Annotated in this window: 23 protein-coding genes; 15 read left to right on the top strand and 8 right to left on the bottom strand. The window is 72.8% G+C overall.

What is annotated here, in order from left to right; translation table 11 throughout:
* Positions 1-84: 84 nt before the first annotated feature.
* Positions 85-567: a MarR family winged helix-turn-helix transcriptional regulator gene (locus tag ACGFZF_RS08780; protein ID WP_393552160.1), complete on the bottom strand. Its 483-nt coding sequence runs from the start codon at positions 565-567 to the stop codon at positions 85-87.
* On the bottom strand, positions 564-1,247 hold the full coding sequence (locus tag ACGFZF_RS08775) for a DJ-1/PfpI family protein (protein ID WP_393552158.1): 684 nt from the start codon (positions 1,245-1,247) through the stop codon (positions 564-566). Before ACGFZF_RS08775 ends, ACGFZF_RS08780 begins: the two co-directional genes overlap by 4 nt.
* Positions 1,248-1,446: 199 nt before the next feature.
* On the opposite strand from ACGFZF_RS08775, the gene ACGFZF_RS08770 reads away from it, so the two are divergent.
* The 3 genes from ACGFZF_RS08770 (at position 1,447) to ACGFZF_RS08760 (ending at position 4,453) form a co-directional block, all read left to right on the top strand.
* Entirely contained in the window at positions 1,447-2,808 is a 1,362-nt protein-coding gene (locus ACGFZF_RS08770; protein WP_393552156.1) for an aspartate aminotransferase family protein, read from the top strand.
* Between the two features lie 88 nt (positions 2,809-2,896).
* Entirely contained in the window at positions 2,897-3,595 is a 699-nt protein-coding gene (locus ACGFZF_RS08765; protein WP_393552154.1) for a GntR family transcriptional regulator, read from the top strand.
* A 207-nt stretch (positions 3,596-3,802) separates the two neighbouring features.
* Complete coding sequence (locus tag ACGFZF_RS08760) at positions 3,803-4,453, top strand: hypothetical protein (RefSeq protein ID WP_356603579.1); 651 nt, start codon at positions 3,803-3,805, stop codon at positions 4,451-4,453.
* A gap of 121 nt (positions 4,454-4,574) precedes the next feature.
* Here ACGFZF_RS08760 and ACGFZF_RS08755 read toward each other — a convergent pair whose 3' ends face one another.
* Positions 4,575-5,282, bottom strand: a complete 708-nt coding sequence (locus ACGFZF_RS08755; protein ID WP_356603846.1) for an SLATT domain-containing protein — start codon at positions 5,280-5,282, stop codon at positions 4,575-4,577.
* A 269-nt stretch (positions 5,283-5,551) separates the two neighbouring features.
* Here ACGFZF_RS08755 and ACGFZF_RS08750 point away from each other — a divergent pair, with 269 nt between their 5' ends.
* From ACGFZF_RS08750 to ACGFZF_RS08720, 7 genes are all read left to right on the top strand, one after another.
* The gene (locus ACGFZF_RS08750) at positions 5,552-5,887 is read left to right on the top strand and encodes a YbaB/EbfC family nucleoid-associated protein (RefSeq protein WP_158994433.1); all 336 of its coding nucleotides are present in this window, start codon (positions 5,552-5,554) and stop codon (positions 5,885-5,887) included.
* A gap of 84 nt (positions 5,888-5,971) precedes the next feature.
* Positions 5,972-6,571 (top strand): recombination mediator RecR, encoded by a 600-nt coding sequence (recR, locus tag ACGFZF_RS08745; RefSeq protein ID WP_147978922.1) that lies wholly within the window; start codon positions 5,972-5,974, stop codon positions 6,569-6,571.
* A gap of 56 nt (positions 6,572-6,627) precedes the next feature.
* Entirely contained in the window at positions 6,628-7,290 is a 663-nt protein-coding gene (locus ACGFZF_RS08740) for a DUF5063 domain-containing protein (RefSeq protein WP_393552151.1), read from the top strand.
* Between the two features lie 158 nt (positions 7,291-7,448).
* Positions 7,449-8,729 (top strand): aspartate kinase, encoded by a 1,281-nt coding sequence (locus ACGFZF_RS08735; protein WP_356603583.1) that lies wholly within the window; start codon positions 7,449-7,451, stop codon positions 8,727-8,729.
* Positions 8,726-9,814, top strand: a complete 1,089-nt coding sequence (locus ACGFZF_RS08730; RefSeq protein WP_393552148.1) for an aspartate-semialdehyde dehydrogenase — start codon at positions 8,726-8,728, stop codon at positions 9,812-9,814. Before ACGFZF_RS08735 ends, ACGFZF_RS08730 begins: the two co-directional genes overlap by 4 nt.
* 414 nt (positions 9,815-10,228) lie before the next feature.
* Positions 10,229-10,816 carry a SigE family RNA polymerase sigma factor gene (locus ACGFZF_RS08725; protein ID WP_393552953.1) on the top strand — a complete coding sequence of 196 codons (588 nt, stop codon included), beginning with the start codon at positions 10,229-10,231 and terminating at the stop codon, positions 10,814-10,816.
* The gene (locus tag ACGFZF_RS08720) at positions 10,813-12,000 is read left to right on the top strand and encodes a hypothetical protein (protein ID WP_393552146.1); all 1,188 of its coding nucleotides are present in this window, start codon (positions 10,813-10,815) and stop codon (positions 11,998-12,000) included. Before ACGFZF_RS08725 ends, ACGFZF_RS08720 begins: the two co-directional genes overlap by 4 nt.
* 74 nt (positions 12,001-12,074) lie before the next feature.
* Here ACGFZF_RS08720 and ACGFZF_RS08715 read toward each other — a convergent pair whose 3' ends face one another.
* Together ACGFZF_RS08715 and ACGFZF_RS08710 are read right to left on the bottom strand one after the other, a co-directional pair.
* Positions 12,075-12,815 carry an SURF1 family protein gene (locus tag ACGFZF_RS08715; protein WP_393552144.1) on the bottom strand — a complete coding sequence of 247 codons (741 nt, stop codon included), beginning with the start codon at positions 12,813-12,815 and terminating at the stop codon, positions 12,075-12,077.
* A gap of 22 nt (positions 12,816-12,837) precedes the next feature.
* Positions 12,838-14,652, bottom strand: coding sequence for a prolyl oligopeptidase family serine peptidase (locus tag ACGFZF_RS08710; RefSeq protein WP_393552142.1), 1,815 nt, complete (start codon positions 14,650-14,652; stop codon positions 12,838-12,840).
* A gap of 70 nt (positions 14,653-14,722) precedes the next feature.
* Between ACGFZF_RS08710 and ACGFZF_RS08705 the strand changes: the two genes are divergently transcribed.
* Complete coding sequence (locus ACGFZF_RS08705; protein WP_393552139.1) at positions 14,723-15,553, top strand: class I SAM-dependent methyltransferase; 831 nt, start codon at positions 14,723-14,725, stop codon at positions 15,551-15,553.
* Between the two features lie 65 nt (positions 15,554-15,618).
* Here the strand turns inward: ACGFZF_RS08705 and ACGFZF_RS08700 are convergent, their stop codons facing one another.
* Entirely contained in the window at positions 15,619-15,918 is a 300-nt protein-coding gene (locus tag ACGFZF_RS08700; protein ID WP_393552137.1) for a DUF6191 domain-containing protein, read from the bottom strand.
* 242 nt (positions 15,919-16,160) lie between these two features.
* Here ACGFZF_RS08700 and ACGFZF_RS08695 point away from each other — a divergent pair, with 242 nt between their 5' ends.
* On the top strand, positions 16,161-17,168 hold the full coding sequence (locus tag ACGFZF_RS08695) for a YdcF family protein (RefSeq protein ID WP_393552135.1): 1,008 nt from the start codon (positions 16,161-16,163) through the stop codon (positions 17,166-17,168).
* Between the two features lie 357 nt (positions 17,169-17,525).
* On the opposite strand, the gene ACGFZF_RS08690 is transcribed toward ACGFZF_RS08695, so the two are convergent.
* Both ACGFZF_RS08690 and ACGFZF_RS08685 read right to left on the bottom strand, forming a co-directional pair.
* Positions 17,526-19,352: an alkyl/aryl-sulfatase gene (locus tag ACGFZF_RS08690; protein ID WP_393552133.1), complete on the bottom strand. Its 1,827-nt coding sequence runs from the start codon at positions 19,350-19,352 to the stop codon at positions 17,526-17,528.
* 120 nt (positions 19,353-19,472) lie between these two features.
* Positions 19,473-20,624 carry a protein kinase gene (locus tag ACGFZF_RS08685; protein WP_393552131.1) on the bottom strand — a complete coding sequence of 384 codons (1,152 nt, stop codon included), beginning with the start codon at positions 20,622-20,624 and terminating at the stop codon, positions 19,473-19,475.
* 309 nt (positions 20,625-20,933) lie between these two features.
* On the opposite strand from ACGFZF_RS08685, the gene ACGFZF_RS08680 reads away from it, so the two are divergent.
* The 3 genes from ACGFZF_RS08680 (at position 20,934) to ACGFZF_RS08670 (ending at position 22,864) form a co-directional block, all read left to right on the top strand.
* Complete coding sequence (locus tag ACGFZF_RS08680; RefSeq protein WP_393552128.1) at positions 20,934-21,125, top strand: hypothetical protein; 192 nt, start codon at positions 20,934-20,936, stop codon at positions 21,123-21,125.
* The gene (locus ACGFZF_RS08675) at positions 21,122-22,057 is read left to right on the top strand and encodes an RNA polymerase sigma-70 factor (RefSeq protein WP_393552126.1); all 936 of its coding nucleotides are present in this window, start codon (positions 21,122-21,124) and stop codon (positions 22,055-22,057) included. The genes ACGFZF_RS08680 and ACGFZF_RS08675 overlap by 4 nt, the downstream gene beginning before the upstream one ends.
* A gap of 111 nt (positions 22,058-22,168) precedes the next feature.
* A complete protein-coding gene (locus ACGFZF_RS08670) occupies positions 22,169-22,864 on the top strand; it encodes an NAD(P)-dependent oxidoreductase (protein WP_393552124.1) in 696 nt (231 codons plus the stop codon).
* Positions 22,865-23,132 lie beyond the last annotated feature (268 nt).

The following is a 23,132-nucleotide window of genomic DNA, read 5'->3' as shown; positions in this document are numbered from 1 at the left end:
CCCGGACCGCCACGGTCCGGGCCCCTCGTGCGTCCCGCGGGCGAGGGGGCACGGGACGGGGCCGCCGCGCCGGCCGTCGGCGTCTCAGGGGCCGGGGGGCTCCTGAGACGGGACCTGACCGCTCGCCTCGATCGCGTCCAGGGCCAGGGCGAGCCGTTCCAGGACGCGGACGGTCTCGTCGAAGGCCTCCTGGCCGCCGAGTTCGCGCGTCAGCCGGGCCGCCAGCTCGGCGTGGCCGGGACCGATGCGCTCGATCGCAGCGCGTCCCGCCGGGGTGGGGGTCAGGAGCTTGGCGCGCCGGTGGGCGGGGTTCGGCGCGTACGCGGCGAGGCCCTGGGCCACCAGGAGGTCCGCGATCCGCTGGACGCTCTGGCGGGTGATCCCCATGACGCGGGCGATTCCGGCGACGGGCAGCGGCTCGGGGAGCACGGCTCCCAGGACCTGCCACCAGGCGGCGGTCAGACCCGCCGGCTCGGCCAGCTTCTCCGACAGGGCGAGGAGCCGGCCGTTGACGCGGAAGACGCCGAGGGCCGTCCGGGACAGGGCGTCCTGCTGGTCGCGGCTCACGATCCGGCCGGCCCGTCGTCCGGGGCGGTGCCCGCCTGCTGCCGGTGGTCTCCGTCCGCCGCCTCTTCCCCGTCCGCCTGGAGCGTCTCGTACGCCGCCGCGTCCGAGTCGTGGAAGAGGCGGTACCAGGCGTCGAGCCGCTCACCCTCGAAGGCGCCCATCCTGCCCAGCACCTCGCGGGCGAAGGCGACGGGCTCGGTCGGGCCCGCGGTGATCAGGTCGCCGGCGCCGTCGGCGCCCCGGTCGGTGACCGCGTCCGTCTCGACGTAGTGCGCGGCGCCCTTGTAGCCGGTGGCGGCGAGGTAGAAGGAGACGGCACTCGTGTGGGAGCGGTCGTCGAGCAGCCCCTCCCGCGCCAGGCCCGCGGTGGCGCCGCAGATGGCGGCGACCGGTGTGCCGGCGTCGAGGAAGCGGCGGGCCGCCACCGCGAAGGGGGCGAGGTCCTCGCTCGTGTCCCAGAGGTCGGCGCCCGGGAGGATCAGCAGCGCGCTGTCGGCCGGATCCAGCTCGTCGAGCGCGAGGTCGGGGGTGACGCGCAGGCCGCCGATGCTGGTGACGGGCGTGGTGGCCGGGCCCACGGTGCGGATCTCGTGACCGGTGCGGGCGAGCCAGGCGGTGGCGTGCCCGGTCTCCCAGTCGGCGAAGGTGTCGTAGACGGCGAGGTGAACGGTGCGGGGCATTGCGGGCCTCCTGCGGGACGTCGGTGCCGTGCGGAATGACAGCAGTCTGTCATTATGGCAGCGTGCTGTCAATAGCGGTCTCCCTGGTGTCTCCCCGGCATCTCCCCGGCCCGGGAGAGGCAACGTGTCGGGTCGGCCCGGGTCTCGGTGGACAAGATGGTCATGGCCCGCCCCACCTGCGGTTACCTACTCTCGAGACATGACCCCTCATGTCGTTCCCGATCCCCAGGCCGGCGCGGCCGTGAAGGCCGCAGACCGCGCGCACGTGTTCCACTCCTGGTCCGCCCAGGGCCTGATCGACCCGCTCGCCGTCGCCGGCGCCGAGGGTGCGTACTTCTGGGACTACGACGGAAACCGCTACCTCGACTTCACCAGCGGCCTCGTCTACACCAACATCGGCTACCAGCACCCCCGTGTGGTCGCCGCCATCCAGGAGCAGGCCGCGAAGCTCACCACCTTCGCGCCCGCCTTCGCCATCGACGTACGCTCCGAGGCCGCACGCCTCATCGCCGAGCGCACCCCGGGCGACCTGGACAAGATCTTCTTCACCAACGGCGGTGCCGAGGCCGTCGAGAACGCCGTACGGATGGCCCGTCTGCACACGGGCCGCCACAAGGTGCTCTCCGCCTTCCGCTCGTACCACGGTGCCACCTCCACCGCGATCAACCTCACCGGCGACCCGCGCCGCTGGGCCTCCGACACCGGCTCGGCCGGCGTCGTGCGCTTCTGGGCACCCTTCCTCTACCGCTCGCCGTTCTACGCGACGACCGAGGAGCAGGAGTGCGAGCGCGCGCTCGCGCACCTGGAGGACACGATCGCCTTCGAGGGTCCCGCGACGATCGCCGCGATCATCCTGGAGACCGTCCCGGGCACCGCCGGCATCATGACCCCGCCGCCCGGCTACCTCGCCGGCGTGCGCGCGATCTGCGACAAGTACGGGATCGTGTTCGTCCTCGACGAGGTCATGGCCGGCTTCGGCCGGACCGGCAAGTGGTTCGCCGCCGAGCACTTCGACGTCGTGCCCGACCTGATGACCTTCGCCAAGGGCGTCAACTCCGGTTACGTGCCGCTCGGCGGTGTCGCCATCAGCGCCGAGATCGCCGCGACGTTCGACAAGCGCCCCTACCCCGGCGGCCTGACCTACTCCGGGCACCCGCTGGCCTGCGCCGCCGCCGTCGCCACCATCCAGGTGATGGAGGACGAGAAGGTCGTCGAGCACGCCGCCCGCATCGGCGAGACCGTCCTCGGCCCCGGGCTGCGCGAGCTGGCCGAGCGCCACCCGTCGGTCGGCGAGGTGCGCGGCATGGGCGCCTTCTGGGCGCTGGACCTCGTCCGGAACAAGGAGACCCGCGAGCCGCTCGTCCCGTACAACGCGACCGGCGAGGCCAACGCCCCCATGGCGGCCTTCGGCGCGGCGGCCAAGAAGCACGGCCTGTGGCCGTTCATCAACATGAACCGCACCCACGCCGTGCCCGCCTGCAACGTCTCCGAGGCGGAGGCGAAGGAGGGCCTCGCCGCCCTCGACGCGGCGCTGAGTGTCGCCGACGAGCACACCGCGTAACCGGCGGAGAGCGCGCTCCACGAGGGACGTGGCGGTCCCCTCCGTCTGGACTAGGGTGTCCGACAGCCGGACGGAGGGGGCGATCACGATGCCCGCGAGTGGAGCTGTCACCCGCAGCACCCTTCGACAGCAGATCGCGGACGCTCTCCGTGACGAGGTGCTCGCAGGGCGTCTGCAACCGGGTGAGGAATTCACCGTCAAGCAGATCGCCGAGCAGTACGGGGTGTCGGCGACCCCCGTGCGCGAGGCCCTCGTCGACCTCTCCGCGCAGGGGCTCCTCGACTCCGACCAGCACCGCGGCTTCCGGGTGCACCAGTTCTCGGTCGACGACTACCGGGACATGGTCGAGGCCCGCATGCTCGTCGTGGACGGCATCTTCCGCCGTCACGGCCGCGTGTCCGCCCGCACCACGGAACCCGACGTGAGCCGCGGGGTCGCCCTCGTCTCCATCCGGCGCCGCGGCGAGGCGGCGGTGCGCGCCGCCCGGGCCGGCGACCTGGACGTCCTCATCGGCTACGACATCCGCTACTGGCGCGAGCTGGGGCGCCTGGTGTCCGCCAACGCCTGCATCGCCGACTTCCTGCACCGGCTCCGGGTGCAGGCCTGGGTGTTCTCGGTGCCGTACCTGCGCTCCGACCGCGACGTGCTCGGCTGGCTGTGGAGCGGGCACGTGGAGCTGGTGGACGCGATCACGCTCGGGGACGCGGAGGCGGCGGTCGCCGTGGTCCGGGCCTACAACGCGCAGTCGCTGGAGTGGGCGGACCGCCTGGAGCGGCCCGCGCGGTGAGGCCCGGCCGTCGGCCGCTTCGCGTGGTGAGCCTGGGGCCCCTGTGGTGCCGGTGACGTGCGCCGAAGCCGTCACCGAGCCCGCCGCCGGGGCCCCTGCGGCCCGGGTTGACCGGGTGCGCGGAGGGGCAGGCACCCACCGGGTGTGCGACACGCGCACCGCGCACTACCCTGGCCGTCCCTGCAACTGACGGAGAGCGAGCCTCCCTTGGCCTGTGACCTGTGGCTGGTCCCCCTTGTCGACGTGCTGTGCCACAGCCCCGACAATCCCTTCGCCGAAGAGATCGCCGCCTACGACAAGGCCCTGACCGCGTCCGGTCTGCCGACCGTCCCCGTCTTCGCGTACATGCCGGGGCTGTCCGGCGACGTGGCGCCCGTCGCCGGGTTCGACTACGACGCCCTGCACTTCCTGCGCCGCGCCTACCTGCTGCAGATGTGCGGTCTGCCCGTCGAACCCGTCGACGAGCTGGGCGGGGACTACGAACAGCTCCTGGAGATGTTCGAGGCGACCGCGCAGCAGTCCCACCTCGTCTGGCACTACGACCACGCCGGCGCCTACGTGCCCGTGGACTTCCCGGCTCCGCTGTCCACCGACGAGCTGCTGGAGGGCGGCGGCCCGCTGGGCTCCTCGCACGGACTGCTGCGGGAGCTGGAGTTCGTCGCGCCGGCGATCGGGATAGACCCGCACCACCCGCCCGCCCCGCCGCTGCCGCCGGAGCGGCCGACCTCGCTGGAGGAACCGGCGGGATCGATTCCGTACGACGACAGCCCGTTCGCGCGGGAGCGCCACGTGTGGCTGGGCCTGCACGCGGCGGCCACGCGGAGCCTCGGACAGGGCTCGATGATCATCCTCAGCTGACCGGGAGCCGTGCCGGCCCGCCCCCACCACACCCCACCCACACCCCCTCGGGGCCGCTTCGTGCCGTGGTGGGGGCGCGGGCCCGCCACGGCCGGTCGGCGCGGCTCCGGGTGCCGCCCGGTCAGCGCGGCTCCGGGGGCCGCTGCCGCGGCATGTTCGGGCGGGTGCCGGGAGGCAGCGGGAAGCGGGCGGCCGGGTGGCCGGACTCGGGACGGGCGGTGGTGACGCCGGCCGACTGCAGCGCCAGCGGTGTCGGGCCCGAGCGGAACTCGACCATCCAGTCCGCCGTCTCCGCCCGGACCAGCTCCGTCACGTCCTCCGAGAAGCGCCGCAGCACCCCGAGGCACCGCTCCGCGGCCTCGCTCGCCGTGCCCTCCGTGGGGCCGAGCACCTCGCGCACGCTCTCCGCCGCCCAGTCGAACTGGAGTGCCTGGAGCCGGCGCTGCACCGCCTGCGCGGTCGCCACGTTCCTTATCCACCCGGAGGTCAGCCCGAAGTACCGGTCGCACGCCAGGCAGGCGGCGCCCAGCAGCAGGGAGAGGTACCCCCACCCGACCGCCCCGTCGGCGACGCCGGTCAGGTCGAGCAGCGGCAGCGCGGCCCCCACGATGACGCCCAGCGCCGTACCGACCCGCAGGGCCCGGGCGCAGCGGCGCTTCCAGACGCGGTCGGACAGGTACCACTCGGCCGTCCGCAGGGCGTGGGTCTCGGCCCAGCGATACAGCTCGTCCAGCCGCTCCGCGGGTTCACCCCAGTCGCCGAGCGGGAAGGGCGTTCCGGTGAGATCGCGGTGGACCGGCCCCTCGGGCTGCCCCGGTGGCGGCTGCATCTCCGGCTGCTGGCTCACCGGGGCACTCCTCTGTTCAGCTCAGCGCTCGTGTCCTGCTGTGACGTGCGGTGCACGTGGTGCCTGCCCTTCCTACCGCCGAATGGTGGGCTATGGGCCCGGAATCCCGGGATTTCCGCCCTCAAGGGGGTGTTGATCAGGTAGAGAGGCCCGCAGTTTCTCACTCGAAAGAGTTGTGCGGCAGCCCCGTCACGGACCACGTAGGCTCGGCGTACCGAACAGTCGTCAGTGAATGCCAGGAGTGAGTGATCGTGATTCCCGGTGGTGGCCAGCCCAACATGCAGCAGCTCCTCCAGCAGGCCCAGAAGATGCAGCAGGACCTCGCCCGCGCGCAGGAGGAGCTCGCCGCGACCGAGGTCGAGGGCCAGGCGGGCGGCGGCCTGGTGACGGCGACGGTCACCGGCTCCGGCGAGCTGCGCGGTCTGGTGATCGACCCCAAGGCCGTGGACCCGGAGGACACCGAGACGCTCGCCGACCTGGTCGTGGCCGCGGTCAAGGCCGCCAACGACAACGCGCAGCAGCTCCAGCAGGCCAAGCTGGGCCCGCTGACGCAGGGCCTCGGCGGCATGCCGGGCCTGGGTTTCTGAGCCCCCGCTTCCGGGCGCCGGGCTTCTAAGCCGGGGCTTCAGCTACTACCGTAAGAATCAAGCAGACCCGAGAAGGGCGTTCCGTTGTACGAAGGCGTGGTTCAGGACCTCATCGACGAACTGGGCAGGCTGCCCGGCGTCGGTCCCAAGAGCGCCCAGCGGATCGCCTTCCACATCCTCCAGGCCGAGCCGACCGACGTGCGCCGGCTGGCGCACGCGCTCCTGGAGGTCAAGGAGAAGGTCAGGTTCTGCGCGGTCTGCGGCAACGTGGCGCAGCAGGAGCAGTGCAACATCTGCCGCGACCCCCGCCGCGACCTGTCGGTCATCTGCGTGGTCGAGGAGCCGAAGGACGTCGTGGCGATCGAGCGGACGCGTGAGTTCCGCGGGCGCTACCACGTGCTCGGCGGTGCGATCAGCCCGATCGAGGGCGTCGGCCCGGACGATCTGCGCATCCGCGAGCTGCTGGCGCGGCTCGCGGACGGTGCCGTCACCGAGCTGATCCTGGCGACCGACCCGAACCTGGAGGGCGAGGCCACCGCGACGTACCTGGCGCGGATGATCAAGCCCATGGGACTGAAGGTCACCCGGCTCGCCAGCGGACTGCCGGTCGGCGGTGATCTGGAGTACGCCGACGAGGTGACGCTGGGCCGTGCCTTCGAGGGGCGGCGCCTGCTAGATGTATGACGACAGGGCCGACACGGCTCGTGCGCTCACTCGTGAGCCCAAGGGAGGCACCCTCGATGTCCGACGCCACGCTGCACGCCCTCACGCAGAATCCTGACGACTTCGCGGTCCAGATCGCCGACTCGATCGAGTCGTTCATCGTGGCCACCACGGAAGTGGCCAAGGGCGACGAGCCGGACAGCGCGGTGCCCTTCCTCCTCCTGGAGATCTCCCAGCTGCTGCTCGCGGGCGGCCGGCTGGGCGCGCACGAGGACATCGTCCCGGACGAGCGCTACGAGCCGGACACGGGTCCCGACCTGGACGTCGACGAGCTGCGGGAGCGGTTCGCGACCCTCCTCGAACCGGTGGACGTCTTCTCGGAGGTCTTCGACCCGTACGAGCCCCGCAAGGCTCCGGTCCCCTGCCGGATCTCCGACAACCTCGCCGACATCGTCATGGACCTGCGCCACGGACTGGCCCACTACCGCGCGGGCCGCACCTCCGAGGCGCTGTGGTGGTGGCAGTTCTCGTACTTCTCCAACTGGGGCCCGACGGCTTCCGGCACCCTGCGCGCCCTGCAGTCGCTCGTCTCCCATGTCCGCCTCGACCAGCCGCTGGCCGAGCTGGACGGCCTGGACACGGACGAGGACCTGACCGAGGACGACCTGGCGGAGGAGGCGGGGCGGGTCATGGCCGCGGAGATCGCCGGCCCGTTGGGCCTGGGGTCGCTCAAGAAGTAGCCGCTGCTGCGGTCGGCCGCGGGCGGCCCGGTGACCGGGATGATCACTCTCTGAGCAGCTCGTCTCAGGATGCGATATACGGTCGGCGAATCCGGGCCTCTCGTTAAACTGAGCCGACCGCAGCGATAACTGCGGCAGACACCGAGCGAGGAGCGTACGTGGGCCTTGTCGTGCAGAAGTACGGAGGCTCCTCCGTTGCCGATGCCGAAGGCATCAAGCGCGTCGCCAAGCGGATCGTGGACGCCAAGAAGAACGGCCACCAGGTGGTCGTCGTGGTTTCCGCGATGGGCGACACGACGGACGAGTTGATCGATCTCGCCGAGCAGGTATCCCCGATCCCTGCCGGACGCGAATTCGACATGCTGCTGACCGCCGGAGAGCGGATCTCCATGGCCCTGCTGGCGATGGCGATCAAGAACCTGGGCCACGAGGCCCAGTCGTTCACGGGCAGTCAGGCCGGTGTCATCACGGACTCGGTCCACAACAAAGCGCGCATCATCGATGTCACGCCGGGACGGATCCGTACCGCCCTCGACGAGGGCAACATCGCCATCGTCGCCGGCTTCCAGGGCGTGTCCCAGGACAAGAAGGACATCACCACCCTGGGCCGCGGCGGCTCGGACACCACCGCCGTCGCGCTCGCGGCGGCGCTGGACGCCGAGGTCTGTGAGATCTACACCGACGTCGACGGCGTCTTCACCGCCGACCCGCGCGTGGTGAAGAAGGCGAAGAAGATCGACTGGATCTCCTTCGAGGACATGCTGGAGCTCGCCGCGTCCGGCTCCAAGGTGCTGCTGCACCGGTGCGTCGAGTACGCACGCCGCTACAACATCCCGATCCACGTCCGCTCGTCCTTCTCGGGGCTGCAGGGGACCTGGGTCAGCAACGAACCGCATGCCGAGCAAGGAGCCCGCAAGGTGGAGCAGGCCATCATCTCGGGTGTCGCCCACGACACCTCCGAGGCGAAGATCACCGTCGTCGGAGTGCCGGACAAGCCGGGCGAGGCCGCGGCCATCTTCCGTGCCGTCGCGGACGCCGAGATCAACATCGACATGATCGTGCAGAACGTGTCCGCGGCCTCCACCGGTCTGACGGACATCTCCTTCACCCTTCCCAAGGCCGAGGGCCGCAAGGCCATCGACGCCCTGGAGAAGGCGAAGGGCGCGATCGGCTTCGAGTCCCTGCGCTACGACGACCAGATCGGCAAGATCTCCCTGGTCGGCGCCGGCATGAAGACCAACCCGGGCGTCACCGCCTCCTTCTTCCAGGCGCTGTCCGACGCGGGCGTGAACATCGAGCTGATCTCCACCTCGGAGATCCGCATCTCGGTCGTCACCCGCGCCGACGACGTCAACGAGGCCGTGACGGCCGTCCACACCGCCTTCGGGCTCGACAGCGACTCCGACGAGGCCGTCGTCTATGGCGGCACCGGCCGGTGACGACCCCGAGCCGCAAGCCGACGCTCGCGGTCGTGGGAGCGACCGGGGCCGTCGGCGCGGTGATGCTCCAGATGGTGTCGCAGCACGCCGACGTCTGGGGCGACGTACGACTCCTCGCCTCCCCGCGCTCGGCCGGCCGCAAGCTGGCCGTGCGCGGGGAGGAGAGCGAGGTCCTCGCGCTGAGCGAGGACGCACTGGAGGGCGTCGACCTCGCCCTCTTCCTGGCGCCCGAGGACGTCGCGGCCCGATGGGCGCCGATCGCCGTGTCCAAGGGCGCGGTGGTCGTGGACACCTCCGCGGCGTTCCGGGCCGACCCGGACGTGCCGCTGGTGGTGCCCGAGATCAACCCCCACGCGGTCCGGATGCGGCCCCGCGGGATCGTCGCGAGCCCTGGCTGCTCCACGCTGGCACTGATCGTCGCCGTGGGAGCCCTGCACGCCGAGTTCGGGATCAGCGAGCTGGTCGTGACCGCGCAGCAGGCCGCGAGCGGAGGCGGACAGGCGGGTGTCGCCGCCCTGCGCGAGCAGCTCTCGGCGGTGGCCGGGACCGATCTCGGCAACCGCCCCGGCGACGTGCGGCGGACCGTCGGCGACGACACGGGCCCCTTCCCCGGCCCCCTCGCCCTCAACGTGCTGCCCTGGTCGGGGGAGCTGATGGCCGACGGCTGGTCCTCCGAGGAACTGCGCATCCGTGAGGAGACCCGCAAGATCCTCGACCTGCCCGCCCTGCCGGTCGCCGCCACCTGCGTGCGCGTGCCGGTCGTCACCGGGCACTCCGTGTCCGTGCACGCGCGGTTCGAGCACCCCGTCACGGTCGCCCGCGCGCACGAGATCCTGGCGACCTCGCCCGGAGTGGTGCTGTACGACGACCCGGCCTCGGGAGACTTCCCCACGCCCGCCGACATCGTGGGCACCGACCCCACCTGGGTCGGACGGGTGCGGCGCTCCCTGGACGACGAGCGCTCCCTGGAGTTCTTCGTCTGCGGGGACAACCTCCGCAAGGGCGCGGCGCTCAACGCCGTCCAGATCGCGGAGGCGATCATCGGCCCCGATCGTCACGAGCGTCCGGAAATCGGCGTCGGCTGACCGCTCAGCTTTGTAGGATCTGTGAACGCCTTGTGAGCAATTCGGCGACAGACGCCCCTTGAACTGGGACGATGCCATGTTCGACGATGCTCTTCCGTCTTGCTGCAACCGGTGGTCGGGTGGGGTGCGTCTCTGCGTGCGCCTCTGTGGTGTGCCACAAATCGTGCTGTGAAAACGGGGTATTGGGGAAGAACGGGTGCGCATGAGGGCAATTTGCACACCGTCGAAAACGGTGGCGTACGCGTACAACCCTGACGGGGGGAAGCGTGTCCAACAGGCGTGGCAGAGGTACTCGACATCGCAGCGGTCGTCCCGCTCCGCGGGGCGCAGATCGTTCCCGTCCGGGGCACGGTCGTGGTCCCCGTCCGCGGCGCCGTGGTGCGCCCGCTCCGGCGGCCGCGTCCGGCCGGCGGCATGCCGGTGATCGCACCCATGCCCGCCAGAGCCCGCACGACCGCGGTGGACGGCATCCCCGCGCCGCGCGAGAGCGCTGAAGACGGCATGGCCGCCGGAACCACCGTCGACCATCTGACCGAGACCTACCGTGCCCACTACCGCTCGCTGCTCGGCCTCGCGGCGCTGCTCCTCGACGACACGGCCTCCTGCGAGGACGTGGTCCAGGAGGCGTTCATCCGCGTCCACTCCGCGCGCAACCGCGTGCGCGACCCGGAGAAGACGCTGGCCTACCTGCGCCAGACCGTCGTCAACCTCTCGCGCTCCGCGCTGCGCCGCCGCATCCTCGGACTCAAGCTGCTCTCCAAGCCGATGCCGGACATGGCGAGCGCGGAGGAGGGCGCGTACGACCAGCTGGAACGCGACGCGCTCATCAAGGCGATGCGGGGGCTCCAGCGGCGCCAGCGCGAGGTCCTGGTGCTGCGCTACTTCGCGGACATGACGGAGGCACAGGTCGCCGAGACCCTGGGCATATCGCTCGGCTCGGTGAAGGCGTACGGCTCGCGGGGCATCGCGGCGCTGCGCGTCGCGATGGAGGCGACGGCATGAGTTCCGGCGATTTCACCGGTGACCCGCTCCAGGGCGGGGACTCCGGCGGTACGAATGGGCTGCCCGAGGGCGGTCGCGACGACATGGGACACGGTGTGGACGACGGGCCCGGCAAGGCGCAGGCCGACAGCGGCCTCGGGCGCGAGAACCTGTTCGGAGGCGGCTTCGACGGCGCCCTCGGATCCGACGAGGCCGCGCTGCGGCGGCTCCTGCAGGGCGCGGTGGCCGACATCGCGCCCGCGGACGGGGCTCTGGACCATCTGCGCCGGGCGGTGCCCGCGCGGCGCGCGCGCAAGCGGCAGGCCGTCGTCGGCATCGCCGCGGCGGTGGTGCTGATCGGCACGGCCGTCCCGGCGTTCGTGCACGTCGCCAACTCGGGCGGGACCGTCGACGACCGGTCCGTCAACGCCGGCCACGGCGAGCAGGCGCAGGGCGGCACGGGCACGGAGACCGGCGTCGAGGGCGGGGAGCAGGGCACGGACGCCCCCGGCGGCTCCGGCACCCCCAGCCAGGGCGAGGCGCAGGGCGCGGGTACCTCCCAGGAGCCCGGCACAGGCAAGACGGAGGGCGCCGGCACCGGTTCGAAGCCGCCGGCCGACACCCTGCCGGACTCGGCGCCGGTGTGCGCGGCCGGTCAGCTGGGCGTCAGCGCGGTGCAGGCGGGCGCCCCGGACTCGGCGGGCAAGGTGTACGGCACCTTCCGCATCGCCAACGTCTCCGACCGCGACTGCGTGGTCGGCGGCGCCGGCCGGGTCTCCTTCGAGGCCAGGGGAGCGGCGGATCCCGCGAAGATCACGGTGGTCGCCCACGCGGCCGGGGACGCGGCGAGCGGACTGCCCGATCCCTCGCAGGAGTCGCCCACGCTGGTCCTTCAGCCGCGCAACGCCTACGAGGTGAAGTTCGCCTGGGTGCCGACGGAGACCTGCCCGACGACGGGGACCACGCCGACGCCGACCACGCCGGTGGACAGCGGCGGCACCTCGGCCGGTGCCACGGGGTCGACCGGTGCGGGCCAGTCGGCGAACAACACCGAGCCCCAGCTCGTCGCGGAGGACGGCACGCCCGCGGACGGCAGCGTCGCCGTCAGCCACACGGCCGAGGCGGGCGGCCCGGCCGTGGCGGCGACGATCCCCAACGCGTGCGCGGGCACGATCTACCGGACGGGCGTCCTGGACGCCTCCTGACGCCGGGGCCGCCGCGGGCGGCTCCGGGGGCCGGCAGCTCTCGCCCCGGCCCGGCCAGGCGCCCCTGGCGGAACCTAGAGGCCGAGCTCCGCGTCCTTCGAGGCCTCCACCTCGCGGCGCAGGAAGCGGAACCACATGAAGACCACGAAGCCCGCGAAGACGAACCACTCGGCCGTGTAGCCGAGGTTCTGGAAGGCCTTCAGGTCCAGGGAGGTGCCCGCCGCGGCGGCCGCCGGGACCGGTGTCAGACCCGCCGGCGCGTCGGCGACGGTGACCCAGGCGTCGTAGACCTCGTCCGGGACCAGGTTGACCAGCGTGCCCGCGCTGATCATGCCGAGCTGGCCCTCGGGCAGCCCGCCCGCCGCGTCGACGCCCTTGGTACCGGCGTTCTCCGACGCCTGCAGGGCGCCCTCCACCGTGACCGTGCCGGACGGCGGGGCCGGGGCCTTCGCGCCGGCCGGCAGCCAGCCACGGACCACCGGCAGCGACTTGCCGCCGTCCGTCTTCAGCATCGTCAGCACGTAGCTGCCGGTCCGGCCGTCCAGATCACGGTCCGGCACGAGGAACTGCTCCGCGTACCGCCCGCTCGCCCGCGCGTGCCGGCCGGAGGTCTCCTGGTCGACCGGCAGCAGCGAGTCCAGCGGCTCCGGCTTCAGGGTGCCCGGATCCGGGGCCCGTTCCGCCTTCTGGTGGGAGTCGACGCGCTCCTCGAACTTCCCCAGCTGCCAGCTCCCCATGAACACGCAGAACGGGATCGCCAGCAGCACGAAGACGTGGAGCCCCCACCAGCGGGGCGTTCTCAGGAACCGGTACACCCCTCCACGGTACGCAGCCGTCTCACCCCCCGGCCGCCCGGGTCCCCAGGTGGCGCGCCGCGAAGTCCAGCTCCAGCCGGACCTGCTTGATCCGCTCCTCCACCACCAGGGAGCCGTGCCCCGCGTCGTACCGGTACACCTCGTGGACCGCGCCCCGGGCCGCGAGCCGCTCGACGTAGTTGTCGATCTGGCGGATCGGGCAGCGCGGGTCGTTGACGCCCGCCGAGATGTACACCGGGGCCGTCACCTTGTCCGTGTACGTCAGCGGGGACGAGACCTCGAACCGCTCGGGCACCTCCTCCGGGGAACCGCCGAACAGCGTCCGGTCCAGCGCCTTGAGGGCCTCCATCTCGTCCTCGTAGGCCGTCACGTAGTCCGCGACGGGGACGGCGGCCAGGCCCACCGACCAGGCGTCCGGCTGGGTGCCTAGTCCCAGCAGTGTCAGATAGCCGCCCCAGGACCCGCCCGACAGGACCAGCTTCGCCGGGTCCGCGAGCCCGGAGGCCACCGCCCACTCACGGACGGCCGCGACGTCCTCCAGCTCGATCAGACCGACCCGGTGCTTGAGCGCGTCGGTCCACTCGCGGCCGTAGCCGGTGGAGCCCCGGTAGTTGACCCGGACCACCGCGTAGCCGTGGTCCAGCCAGGCCGCCGGACCTGACGCGAACGCGTCGCTGTCGTGCCAGGCCGGACCGCCGTGCACCTCGAAGACGGTCGGGAAGGGCCCCTCGCCCTCCGTGGGCCGCTGCACCAGCGCGTGGATCCGGCCGCCGGGCCCCTCCACCCAGACGTCCTCCACGGCCACCGAACCCGGAGCCGTCGTGCCCGGCGGGTCGAGCACGACCCCGCCCGCCGTCGAGCGGACCACCGGCGGCTCGGCGGCCGAGGACCACAGGTACTCCACGGAGCCGTCCGGGCGGGCCGTCGCCTCCGACACCGAGCCGGCCGGCGTCTCCACGCGCACCAGGGCCCCCGTCGCGATGTCGTACCGCCACAGCTCGCTGCGCGCCTCGAAGCTGTGGACGACCAGCAGCCCGGAGCCGTCCGGATACCACTCGGCCGACACGTCGCCCGGGAGGTCGAGCCGCAGGTCGGTCTCCTCGCCGGTCGCCACGTCCCACAGCAGCGGCTCCCAGCGCCCCCGCCGCTGGTGGCCGACGAGCAGCCGGGTGTCCCCGTCCACCGGGGCGAAGCCCAGCACCGCCAGGCCCAGCTCCTCGGTGCCGCCCCGGGTGTCGTCGAGCTCGGCCAGCACGGAGGCGTCCTCGGCCCGCAGCACCCGCAGGGCCGAGTGCATGGCGTCGCCGTGCTCGGTGTGCTCCACGGCGATCAGCGACGCGTCGTGGGACAGGTCGCCGACCCCGGCGGACTCCCGGTGGCGGTAGATCTCCACGGGCTCGGCGCCCTTCCGCACGAGATGGACCGTCGACCCCTCCTCGTCCGTCGAACGCCCCACGACCAGCGTGCCGTCCCGGCCGATCGCGAGCCCCGCCGGATAGGAGGCCGCGAGTCCGGGCACCGCGGGCTCGTCCGCGCCGCCCTCGAAGGGCTGGCGCATCCACACCCCGAACTCGTCCCCGTCCTTGTCCGAGAACCACCAGATCCAGCGGCCGTCCGGCGACAGCGTGCCGTCCGTCGTGCCGTTCGGCCGGTCCGTGACCTGCCGCTGCGCGCCGTCGGCCCGGTCCCAGGCGTACAGCTCGTACGTGCCCGTCGCGTTGGACACGAACAGCGAGCGGTCGGGCGCCTCCTCGGCCCACTCGGGGAGGGACACACGCGGTGCCCGGAATCGCTGCTCCCAGCGGGGGAGGTCGGTGATCTCGTTCTTCTCGGTCATGGCCCCATGATGCTCCGATCCGCCGACAATCCGTTCGCATCGTCCGCAACCTGTGGATAACCTCCGGGCCATGTACTCTCCGACCCCCGCCGACTGGCGCGAGGCGAACCGCGCCCGCTGGGACGAACGTGTGCCCATCCACGCCGCCAGCGCGTTCTACGACCTCGACGCCTTCCGCGCCGGCAAGGAGGCGCTGCGCGACTTCGAGCTCGCGGAGGTCGGCGACGTCACCGGCCGCTCCCTGCTCCACCTCCAGTGCCACATCGGCCTGGACACCCTCTCCTGGGCCCGTCACGGAGCCGCGCAGGTCGTCGGCCTGGACTTCTCCGAGCCCGCCGTGGAGACCGCCCGCGCCCTCGCCGCCGACCTGGGGTACACCCCGGACCGGGCCGCGTTCGTCGCCGCCGACGCCTACGACGCCGCCGAGGCCGTCCCCGACTCGTCGTACGACATCGTCTACACCGGCACCGGCGCCCTGAACTGGCTGCCCGATCTCGACCGCTGGGCCGAGACCGCCGCCTCCCTCGTCGCACCCGGCGGGTTCCTCTACGTCGCGGAGTTCCACCCGCTGACCGACTCCCTCGACGACGAGACGGGCAGCCGGATCGTCAACGACTACTTCGTGCGCGAGCCCTGGGTCGACACCAGCCCGGGGACGTACGCGGACCTCGGAGCCGCCACCGTCCACAACCGCAGCGTCGAGTGGGTGCACCCCGTCGGCGAGGTCGTCACGGCGATCGCGCGGGCCGGACTGCGGATCGAGTTCCTGCACGAGCACGACGTCTCGCTGTACTCCCGGTACGAGACGCTCAGGCGGCACGAGGACGGCTACTACCGCTTCCCGGCCGACCGCCCCCGCATCCCGCTGATGTACTCCCTCAAGGCGTCACGGCCCCGCTGAGCCGCCTGGCCCCGCGGTTCGCCGGGTCCGACGCCGCATCGCCCCGGGGCCTCACGACGCACCGCTCACGGCCGCGCGGTCCCACCGAGCCGGATGACCGCGCGCCCGCCCGCCAGGTCCACCGTCGAGCGGTGCGGCGGCGCACCGTCCTCCTCGTCGTCACGCAGGACGAGGGCGCTCTGCCGCTCCTTCAGTTCGTTCTGCTTCCCCTGCGAGAACGTGGCGTGCAGCTGCTCGAAGCCGGTCGAGGAGACCTGGCCGGAGCGTCGGCCGCGGCCGGTCGCGCGCAGGATCTGGTCGGCGAAGGCGATCCCCGTCAGCAGGATGACCAGCCCCGGCAGCGTCACGAACACGGCGAACTCCATGCCGCCATCGTCCCCCACCGCGCCCCGCGCGGGAAGGGCCGGCCGGCCCGCCGGCGCGACCGGTCCGGGGCACGGGACGCCGCCGGGCCGGGCCGGCTCCGCCGCTCCGGCCCGACTCGCCCCGGCCCGACTCGCCCCGGCCCGACTCGCCCCGGCGGGAGAGGGATCCGTGCCCGACGGCCGGCCGGAGACCGCTCCCGGATCCGCGGGACGGTGCCCAAGGGCCGCCCTACGATGACGGCATGCTCGCTTTCGCCGTGGCCGCCGTCTTCCTGCTGCTCTTCGGGGTCGGGGTGCTGCGCGACCGCCGGCGTTTCTCCAACGCCGTCCACCTCGGCCTCGCCGTCACCTTCCTCGGCCTCGGCCTCCTCGCCGGACTCGACGCCGCGCCGCCGGGCGTCGCCACGACGGTGATGGTCGTCGTACTGCTCGTGCTCGGTCTCGGGCCGGTCGTCCTGGCCGGGCTGCTGTGCGCGAACGGCGTCAAGATGGTCCGCAAGGAGGGCCGCCGACCCGCCAACCTGCTGTCGCTGCTGGCCGGTCTGCTGATCCTCGGCCTGCTCGCCCTGATGGCGACCGCCCTGGTCACCCGCTCGAAGACCCTCGGCATCGCCGTCGGGACGGGCGTCGCCGTCCTCGCGTACGTCTCCTTCCTCTTCCTCTGCTTCATCGGCTACGCCTACCTGTACGGCCGGATGGGAGTGCGGCGCGACGCGGCGTTCGTCGTCGTCCTCGGCTCCGGCCTGATCGGCGGCCGGCGCGTGCCGCCGCTCCTCGCGAGCAGGCTGGAGCGCGGACGGCAGATGTACGAGGTCCTCGCCGCGCGCGGCGGCGCGGCGCCCCTGCTGATCACCTCCGGCGGCCGGGGCCCCGACGAGGAGCTTCCGGAGTCGCACGCCATGGCGGACTACCTCGTGGAGCGCGGCTTCCCGGCGGACCGGATCGTGCGGGAGGACCGCTCGCGGACCACCGAGGAGAACCTGCTCTTCAGCAAGGAGCTGATGGAGGAGCGCGCCCCGGGAGCCGGGTGCGTGATCGTCACCAACAACTTCCACGCGTTCCGGGCGGCCCTGATGGCCCGTCGGGCCGGGGTGGACGGCCAGGTCGTCGGCTCCCCGACCGCCGCCTACTTCTGGCCGAGCGCGACCATGCGCGAGTTCGCGGCGGTCTTCCTGCACTACCGGAAGGTCAACCTCGGGATCTGCCTGATCCTGGTCCTGCTGGGGGTGGCGGCGGGGCTGGCCGGCTGAGGGCGGCGGCCCCGGGTGTCCGGTTCCGGACGACGGTGACGGCGACGGCCGCGGCCAGGGCGGCGGCGCCCAGCCCGAGGGCGACGGCGGAGGGACCGGACTCGTTCACGAGCTCCGAGTGGGGGCCGGGATGGCCGCCGTTCCCGTCCCGCGCCCCGGGATGGTCCCCGGCGGGCGCGGGACGGGGGTCCTCGCCCACGGCCGCCGTGCCGCCGGCGAGGGCGAGCACAGCGGCGGCGGGCAGGACGGCGGCCCGGGCTATCTGCTGTGTGCGCATGTCTCCAGGGGACGGGACCGGCGCCGGCAGGGCCACCCGGGGGACCCCGTTCGGGTCATCGCGGCGCGAACGGGCGAGCGTCAGGGCGTGACGATCGGGAAGAGGGGGTCGGGCTTCGTCACGTACGAGAAGAGCCGGGTGAGCAGTGCGGGGTCGCCCTCCGTGCCGATCCCCAGGGACTCCGTCCCCTCGCCGGCCAGGAGCCCGAGGAGCTGCGTCTTGGAGAGGGTCAGGGTGAGTCCGGCGGGGGTGCGGGGCGTGGCGGCCTCGCGATGGGTCAGGGCCCCGTTGTGCAGGGTGAGGCGCCGTCGGGTGCCCTCGTCGGTGAGGACGAGGTCGACGGTCAGGGCGTCGTCCCAGGCGCGCGGCCCGTCGATCCGGACGGCGACCGAGTCGATGAGCATGGGCACGCTGAGCGCTCCCACCATCTCCGGGTTGGTCGAGTCGACCATCTCGCCGCTGACGCCGTGCCGGAGCTCCTGCGCGGCGGTCAGGTAGAAGTTGCGCCACGGGCCGTTCTCCGCGCCGTGCCCGAGCCGGTCGTAGACCCCGGCCAGGGCCTCCTTCGCGGCGGTGTTCTCCGGCTGGGCGAAGACCAGGTGGTTCAGGAGGGTCGCGGCGAAGCGAGGGTCCCCCTCCTCGCCGTACCTGCGGGCCTTGGCGAGGACCTCGTCGGGGCCGCCGGCCACGTCCACGTAGCGCCGGGCGAGTTCGACGGGCGGGTGCTCCCACAGGTGGGCCGCGTTGCCGTCGAACCAGCCGAGGTAACGCTGGTAGACGGCCTTGCTGTTGTGGTGGAGCGAGCCGTAGTAGCCGCGTGCGTGCCAGGACTTCGCCAGGGCGGGCGGCAGCTCGATCCGTTCGGCGATCTCCGGGCCGGTCAGTCCGTCGTTGAGCAGCCGCAGCGTCTGGTCGTGCAGGTAGGCGTAGAGGTCGCGTTGCCCGGTGAGGAACTCCACCACGTTGTCGTGGCCCCAGGTCGGCCAGTGGTGGGAGGCGAAGGCGACGTCGTAGCGGCCGTGGAAGTAGTCCACGGCCTCGTCGAGGTACCGCGCCCAGATCCGGGCGTCGCGGACCACGGCCCCGCGCAGGGTCAGGATGTTGTGCATGTTGTGGGTGGCGTTCTCGGCCAGACACAGGGCGCGGTGGTCGGGGAAGAGGAAGTTCATCTCGGCCGGCGCCTCGGTGCCGGGCGTGAGCTGGAAGACGATCCGCACGCCGTCGACCGTCTCCTCCTGCCCGGTCGCGGTGATGTCCACGGTCGGCGGGATCAGGCTGATGGTGCCGGTGGAGGTGGTGGACCCGAGTCCGGCGCCGATCTGGGCGTCCGGTGCCTTCGGGAGGTTCGCGCCGTACATGTAGGCGGCCCGGCGGGTCATGGCGTTGCCCGCGTAGACGTTCTCGCTGACCGCCTCCTCCAGGAAGCCGGCCGGGGCGAGGACGGGGACGCCGTCCTCGGTGCCCGCGGGCAGCACGCCGCGTGCGCCGCCGAAGTGGTCGCCGTGCGAGTGGGTGTAGATCAGCCCGGTGACGGGGCGGTCGCCGCGGTGCGCGCGGTACAGCGCGAGGGCGGCGGCCGCGGTCTCGGTGGAGATCAGCGGGTCGATGACGACGATGCCGCGCTCGCCCTCGACGACGGTCATGTTCGACAGGTCGAGGCCCCGGACCTGGTAGATGCCCTCGGTCACCTCGTACAGGCCCTGGCGGGAGCACAGCTGGGCCTGGCGCCACAGGCTCGGGTGGGCGGTCTCGGGGCAGTCGGCGGCCAGGAAGGCGTACGCGTCGTTGTCGTAGACCACGCGGCCGTCGGCGGCCTTGACCACGGCCGGTGCGAGTGCGCCGACGAAGCCCCGGTCGGCGTTCTCGAAGTCGGTGGTGTCCTCGAAGGAGGGCAGGGTGTCGCTCATGGGCGTGTGCTCCGCTCCGCGTGGCTGTGACCGGGTATACCGGCCCATCTGACCATCGGGGGAGGTTCCTCGCATATCGGCCGTCCGGCCCAGCCGCGGCTCCGTGCCGCGGGTACGGCCCTACGAGGCGGGGGCGCCGTCCCCGGCGGGTTCGGGGGCGGTCGCGGTCGGGCCGGGACCGGGCGTGCCCGCCGAGCTGTCCTCCGGCGCGAGCCACGACATGCCGATGAGCAGGAAGACCACGAACGCGATCCCGCCGGCCACCGCGGCCGTCTTGCGCGGACGGCGCCGGGAGAGCTCGGCGAGCCCACCGTCGGAGCGCCGCGGCTGCCGTCGCGACGCGGTCTGCGTCCGCCCCGCGGCCCGTGACCCGGAGGTGGGCACGGTGCGGGGCTGGGGGAGGGGCCGGCCGGCGGTGTGCGGCGACGTCGTCCGGTGGGACGCGGGCCGGGGCACGGGCGCCGGGTGGGCCACGGGCGACGGCTGCGGGTGCTCGCGCCAGGCGCCCGATCCGAACCACTCGGCTATCGCCTGGGCGGCGGGCCGGTGTTCCGGCTGCTTCGCCAGCAGCGTGAGCAGGTACGCCTCGAACGCGGCCGGCAGGCCGACGCCGAGCTGCCGGGGCGGCGCCGGCGGGGTGTCGATGTGCTGGTACAGCAGGGCGGTGGCGGTGTCCCCCTGGAACGGGGGTCTCCCGGTGAGGAGTTGGTACAGCACGCAGCCGAGCGAGTACACGTCCGAGGCGGACGAGGCGGGTTGGCCGAGCGCCCGCTCGGGGGCGAGGTAGAGGCCGGTGCCGACGATCTGGCCGGTGGTGGTGAGCGCGGCCGACGGGTCGTCGACGAAGCGCGCGATGCCGAAGTCGGCCAGTTTCACGGTGCCGTCGGTGTCGAGCAGCAGGTTGCCCGGCTTGATGTCGCGGTGCACGACGCCCTGCCGGTGCGCGGCGGCGAGTCCGGCCGCGGCGTGCGCGGCGACGACGGCGACCCGCTCGGGCGGCAGCACGGGGGCCGTCCCCGCGTCTCCGGCGAGGCTGGATCCCTCGACCAACTCCATGACGAGGTACAGCTTTCCGTCCCAGGTGCCGAAGTCGAAGACGCCGACCACGTGCGGATGGCTGAGCCGCGCCGCCGTCTGCGCCTCCAGCCGGAACCGGTCGGCGGCCGAGGGGTCGGTCTCGTGACCGAGCATCAACTTCACGGCCACGGGCCGTCCGAGGACCTCGTCGGTGGCTTGCCACACCTCACCCATGCCGCCTCGTCCGATACACATGTGGAGCCGATATCGGTCCGCGACCAGCACCTGAGACCCAGCCTTTCGACGGTCAGCCAACCTGACAGAACCACCAGAGTAGAGCGCGGTGATCACTCGCGGACGGCCGCCCGGGTCGGATACCCCACCCGGGCTGCCGGGGCCGGGGCGACCCCGCCCACGACCGCCTGCTCGGAGGGCCCGGGACGCGCCCGGCCCCGGCGCGGCCCGTCCGGCCCGCCACCGTGCCGCGCGCCCTCCGCCGGACTCGTCCGTACCCACGCACTCGCTCCCGATGTCACAGATCGAGCGGCCGTCCTGTCTCGGGAGGTGAGGGCTGACGCCGACGAGGAGAAGGTGACGGTTGTGCGGGTGTTCGTGGCAGGAGGGACGGGGGTCCCGGCCGGCGACAGGGCCGTGGTGGTGATGACGGGAGGACGCGGATTCGCCGACGCCGAGCGCGCGCTCGGCCGGCGGCCGCGTCGTCCGTCGTGGCGCAAGGGCTTCGGGGAGGAGGCGTGACCGGGCAGACGGAGAAGGCGGAGGAGTTCGAGGGGCTGCGGCCGCTGCTGTTCTCGATCGCCTACCGGATCCTGGGCAGTGTGGCCGAGGCCGAGGACGCCGTGCAGGAGACCTGGCTGCGCTACCAGGTGTCCACGACGTCGCCCGCGTCGGCCAAGGCCTTCCTGTCCGCCGCGGTCACCCGCCTCTCGATCAATGTCCTCCGCTCTGCCCGGGTCCGCCGCGAGGAGTACGTCGGGCCCTGGTTCCCCGAGCCGTTGCTGACCGATCCGTATGAGGATCCGGAGCGCTCGGCGGAGCTGGCCGACTCGGTGTCGATGGCCACGCTGCTCCTGCTCGAACGGCTCACCCCGCTCGAGCGCGCGGTGTTCGTCCTGCGGGACGTCTTCGCGTTCGGATTCCCGGAGATCGCCACGGCGGTGGGCCGCTCGGAGGCGGCGTGCCGCCAGCTGGTGGTGCGCGCCCGCCGTCACATGCACGAGGGCCGGCCCCGCTTCGAGGCGGACCGGCGCGAGCGAGAGGAGCTCGCCGCGCGGTTCTTCGACGCCGTCCGGGAGGGAGAGGTCGAAGGACTGCGCGAGCTGCTCGCCGCCGACGTGCGGCTGGTCGCCGACAGCGGCGGCAAGGCCCCGCAGTGGGCCGACGGCTTCCTCGGTGACGATCAGGTGGCCCGCGTGCTCGCCGCCCTCCTCCCGCCGTTCCTCGGGATCGGCGGCGCCCTGGAGCCGCGCGAGGTGAACGGCCGACCGGGCGCGATCTTCCGCGACCGGGACGGCAACGTCGTCACCACCTGGAGCCTCGACATCCTCGACGGGCGGATCCAGGCGATCCGCACCGTGAGCAACCCCGACAAGCTCGGGCACGTCGGCCCCGTGGCGGACGCCTGGGCGGTCCTGCACGACTCGCAGCGGGCCCGACAGACCACCGACTGAGACCCGGAGGCCGACGAGCTGCCGTCCGGGGCCGGCGCCCTCGGCCCGCTGCGCGCCGCAGGCCGGCCCGCCCCGGGAAGTGCCGTCACTCCACAAGGAGGAACAACCGTCATGCGGATCACGATCTTCGGGGCCAACGGCCTCACCGGCCGCCTTCTCGCCGACCAGGCCCTCAGCGCCGGACATCACGTCACCGCGGTCACCCGCGCGCCGGACGCCTTCCCGCTGCGCCACGACCGGCTCCGTGTGGTCGGCGCCGACGTGCTCGACCCGGCGGCCGTCGACGCCGCCGTGGCAGGGCGGGACGCGGTGCTGTCCACCCTCGGCGTCCCCGCCGCCAAGGAACCCGTCCACACCTACTCGACGGGAACGTCGCACATCGTCGCCGCCATGCGGCGGCACGGGCTGCGCCGGCTCGCCGTGGTCAGTTCCAGCGGAGTCGACCCGCACCCCTACTCCGACGGCGGAGTCCTCTTCAACCGCGTCCTCCTGCCGTACGTCACACGGGTGCTGGGCAGGACCCTGTACGACGACATGCGAAGGATGGAAGCCCTGGTCAGGGCCAGTGACCTCGACTGGACGATCGTCCGCCCGAGCGGGCTCTACCACCTGCCTTCCCCCACCGACCACACCGTCGTCGAGGGCCACGCCGACGGCAGGTTCACCGCCCGCGCGGACCTGGCCGCGAGCATGCTGGCCCTGCTGGACGGCGACCGCCACGTCCGCAGCACCATCAGCGTCATCACCACCGTGGACAACCCCACCCTGCTCCAGTGGGTGCGCCAGGAAGCACTCACCAGGAACTGAGCGGACCCGGGGGAGCAGGACGAGGGCCCTCGACCGTGGCGTCCCGCCGGAAGTGATCTCCCGCCCTGCCGGGCGTGAAGTGGTCGTCACGCAGATGAACGCGCAGACAAACAGGTGAGGCACCTACCGAAGACGGTAGGTGCCTCACCTGGTGTTTCAGCTGTCGGGGTGGCGGGATTTGAACCCACGACCTCTTCGTCCCGAATGAGGTCCGGCAGGGCTCGCGGCCTGGCCGTTTTGGCAACAGTGCAGGTCAGCGGCTTGGCGT

It is taken from the genome of Streptomyces sp. NPDC048338 (assembly GCF_043201055.1).
Lineage (GTDB): Bacteria > Actinomycetota > Actinomycetes > Streptomycetales > Streptomycetaceae > Streptomyces.
This window is presented reverse-complemented; position numbering and strand designations above follow the sequence as displayed.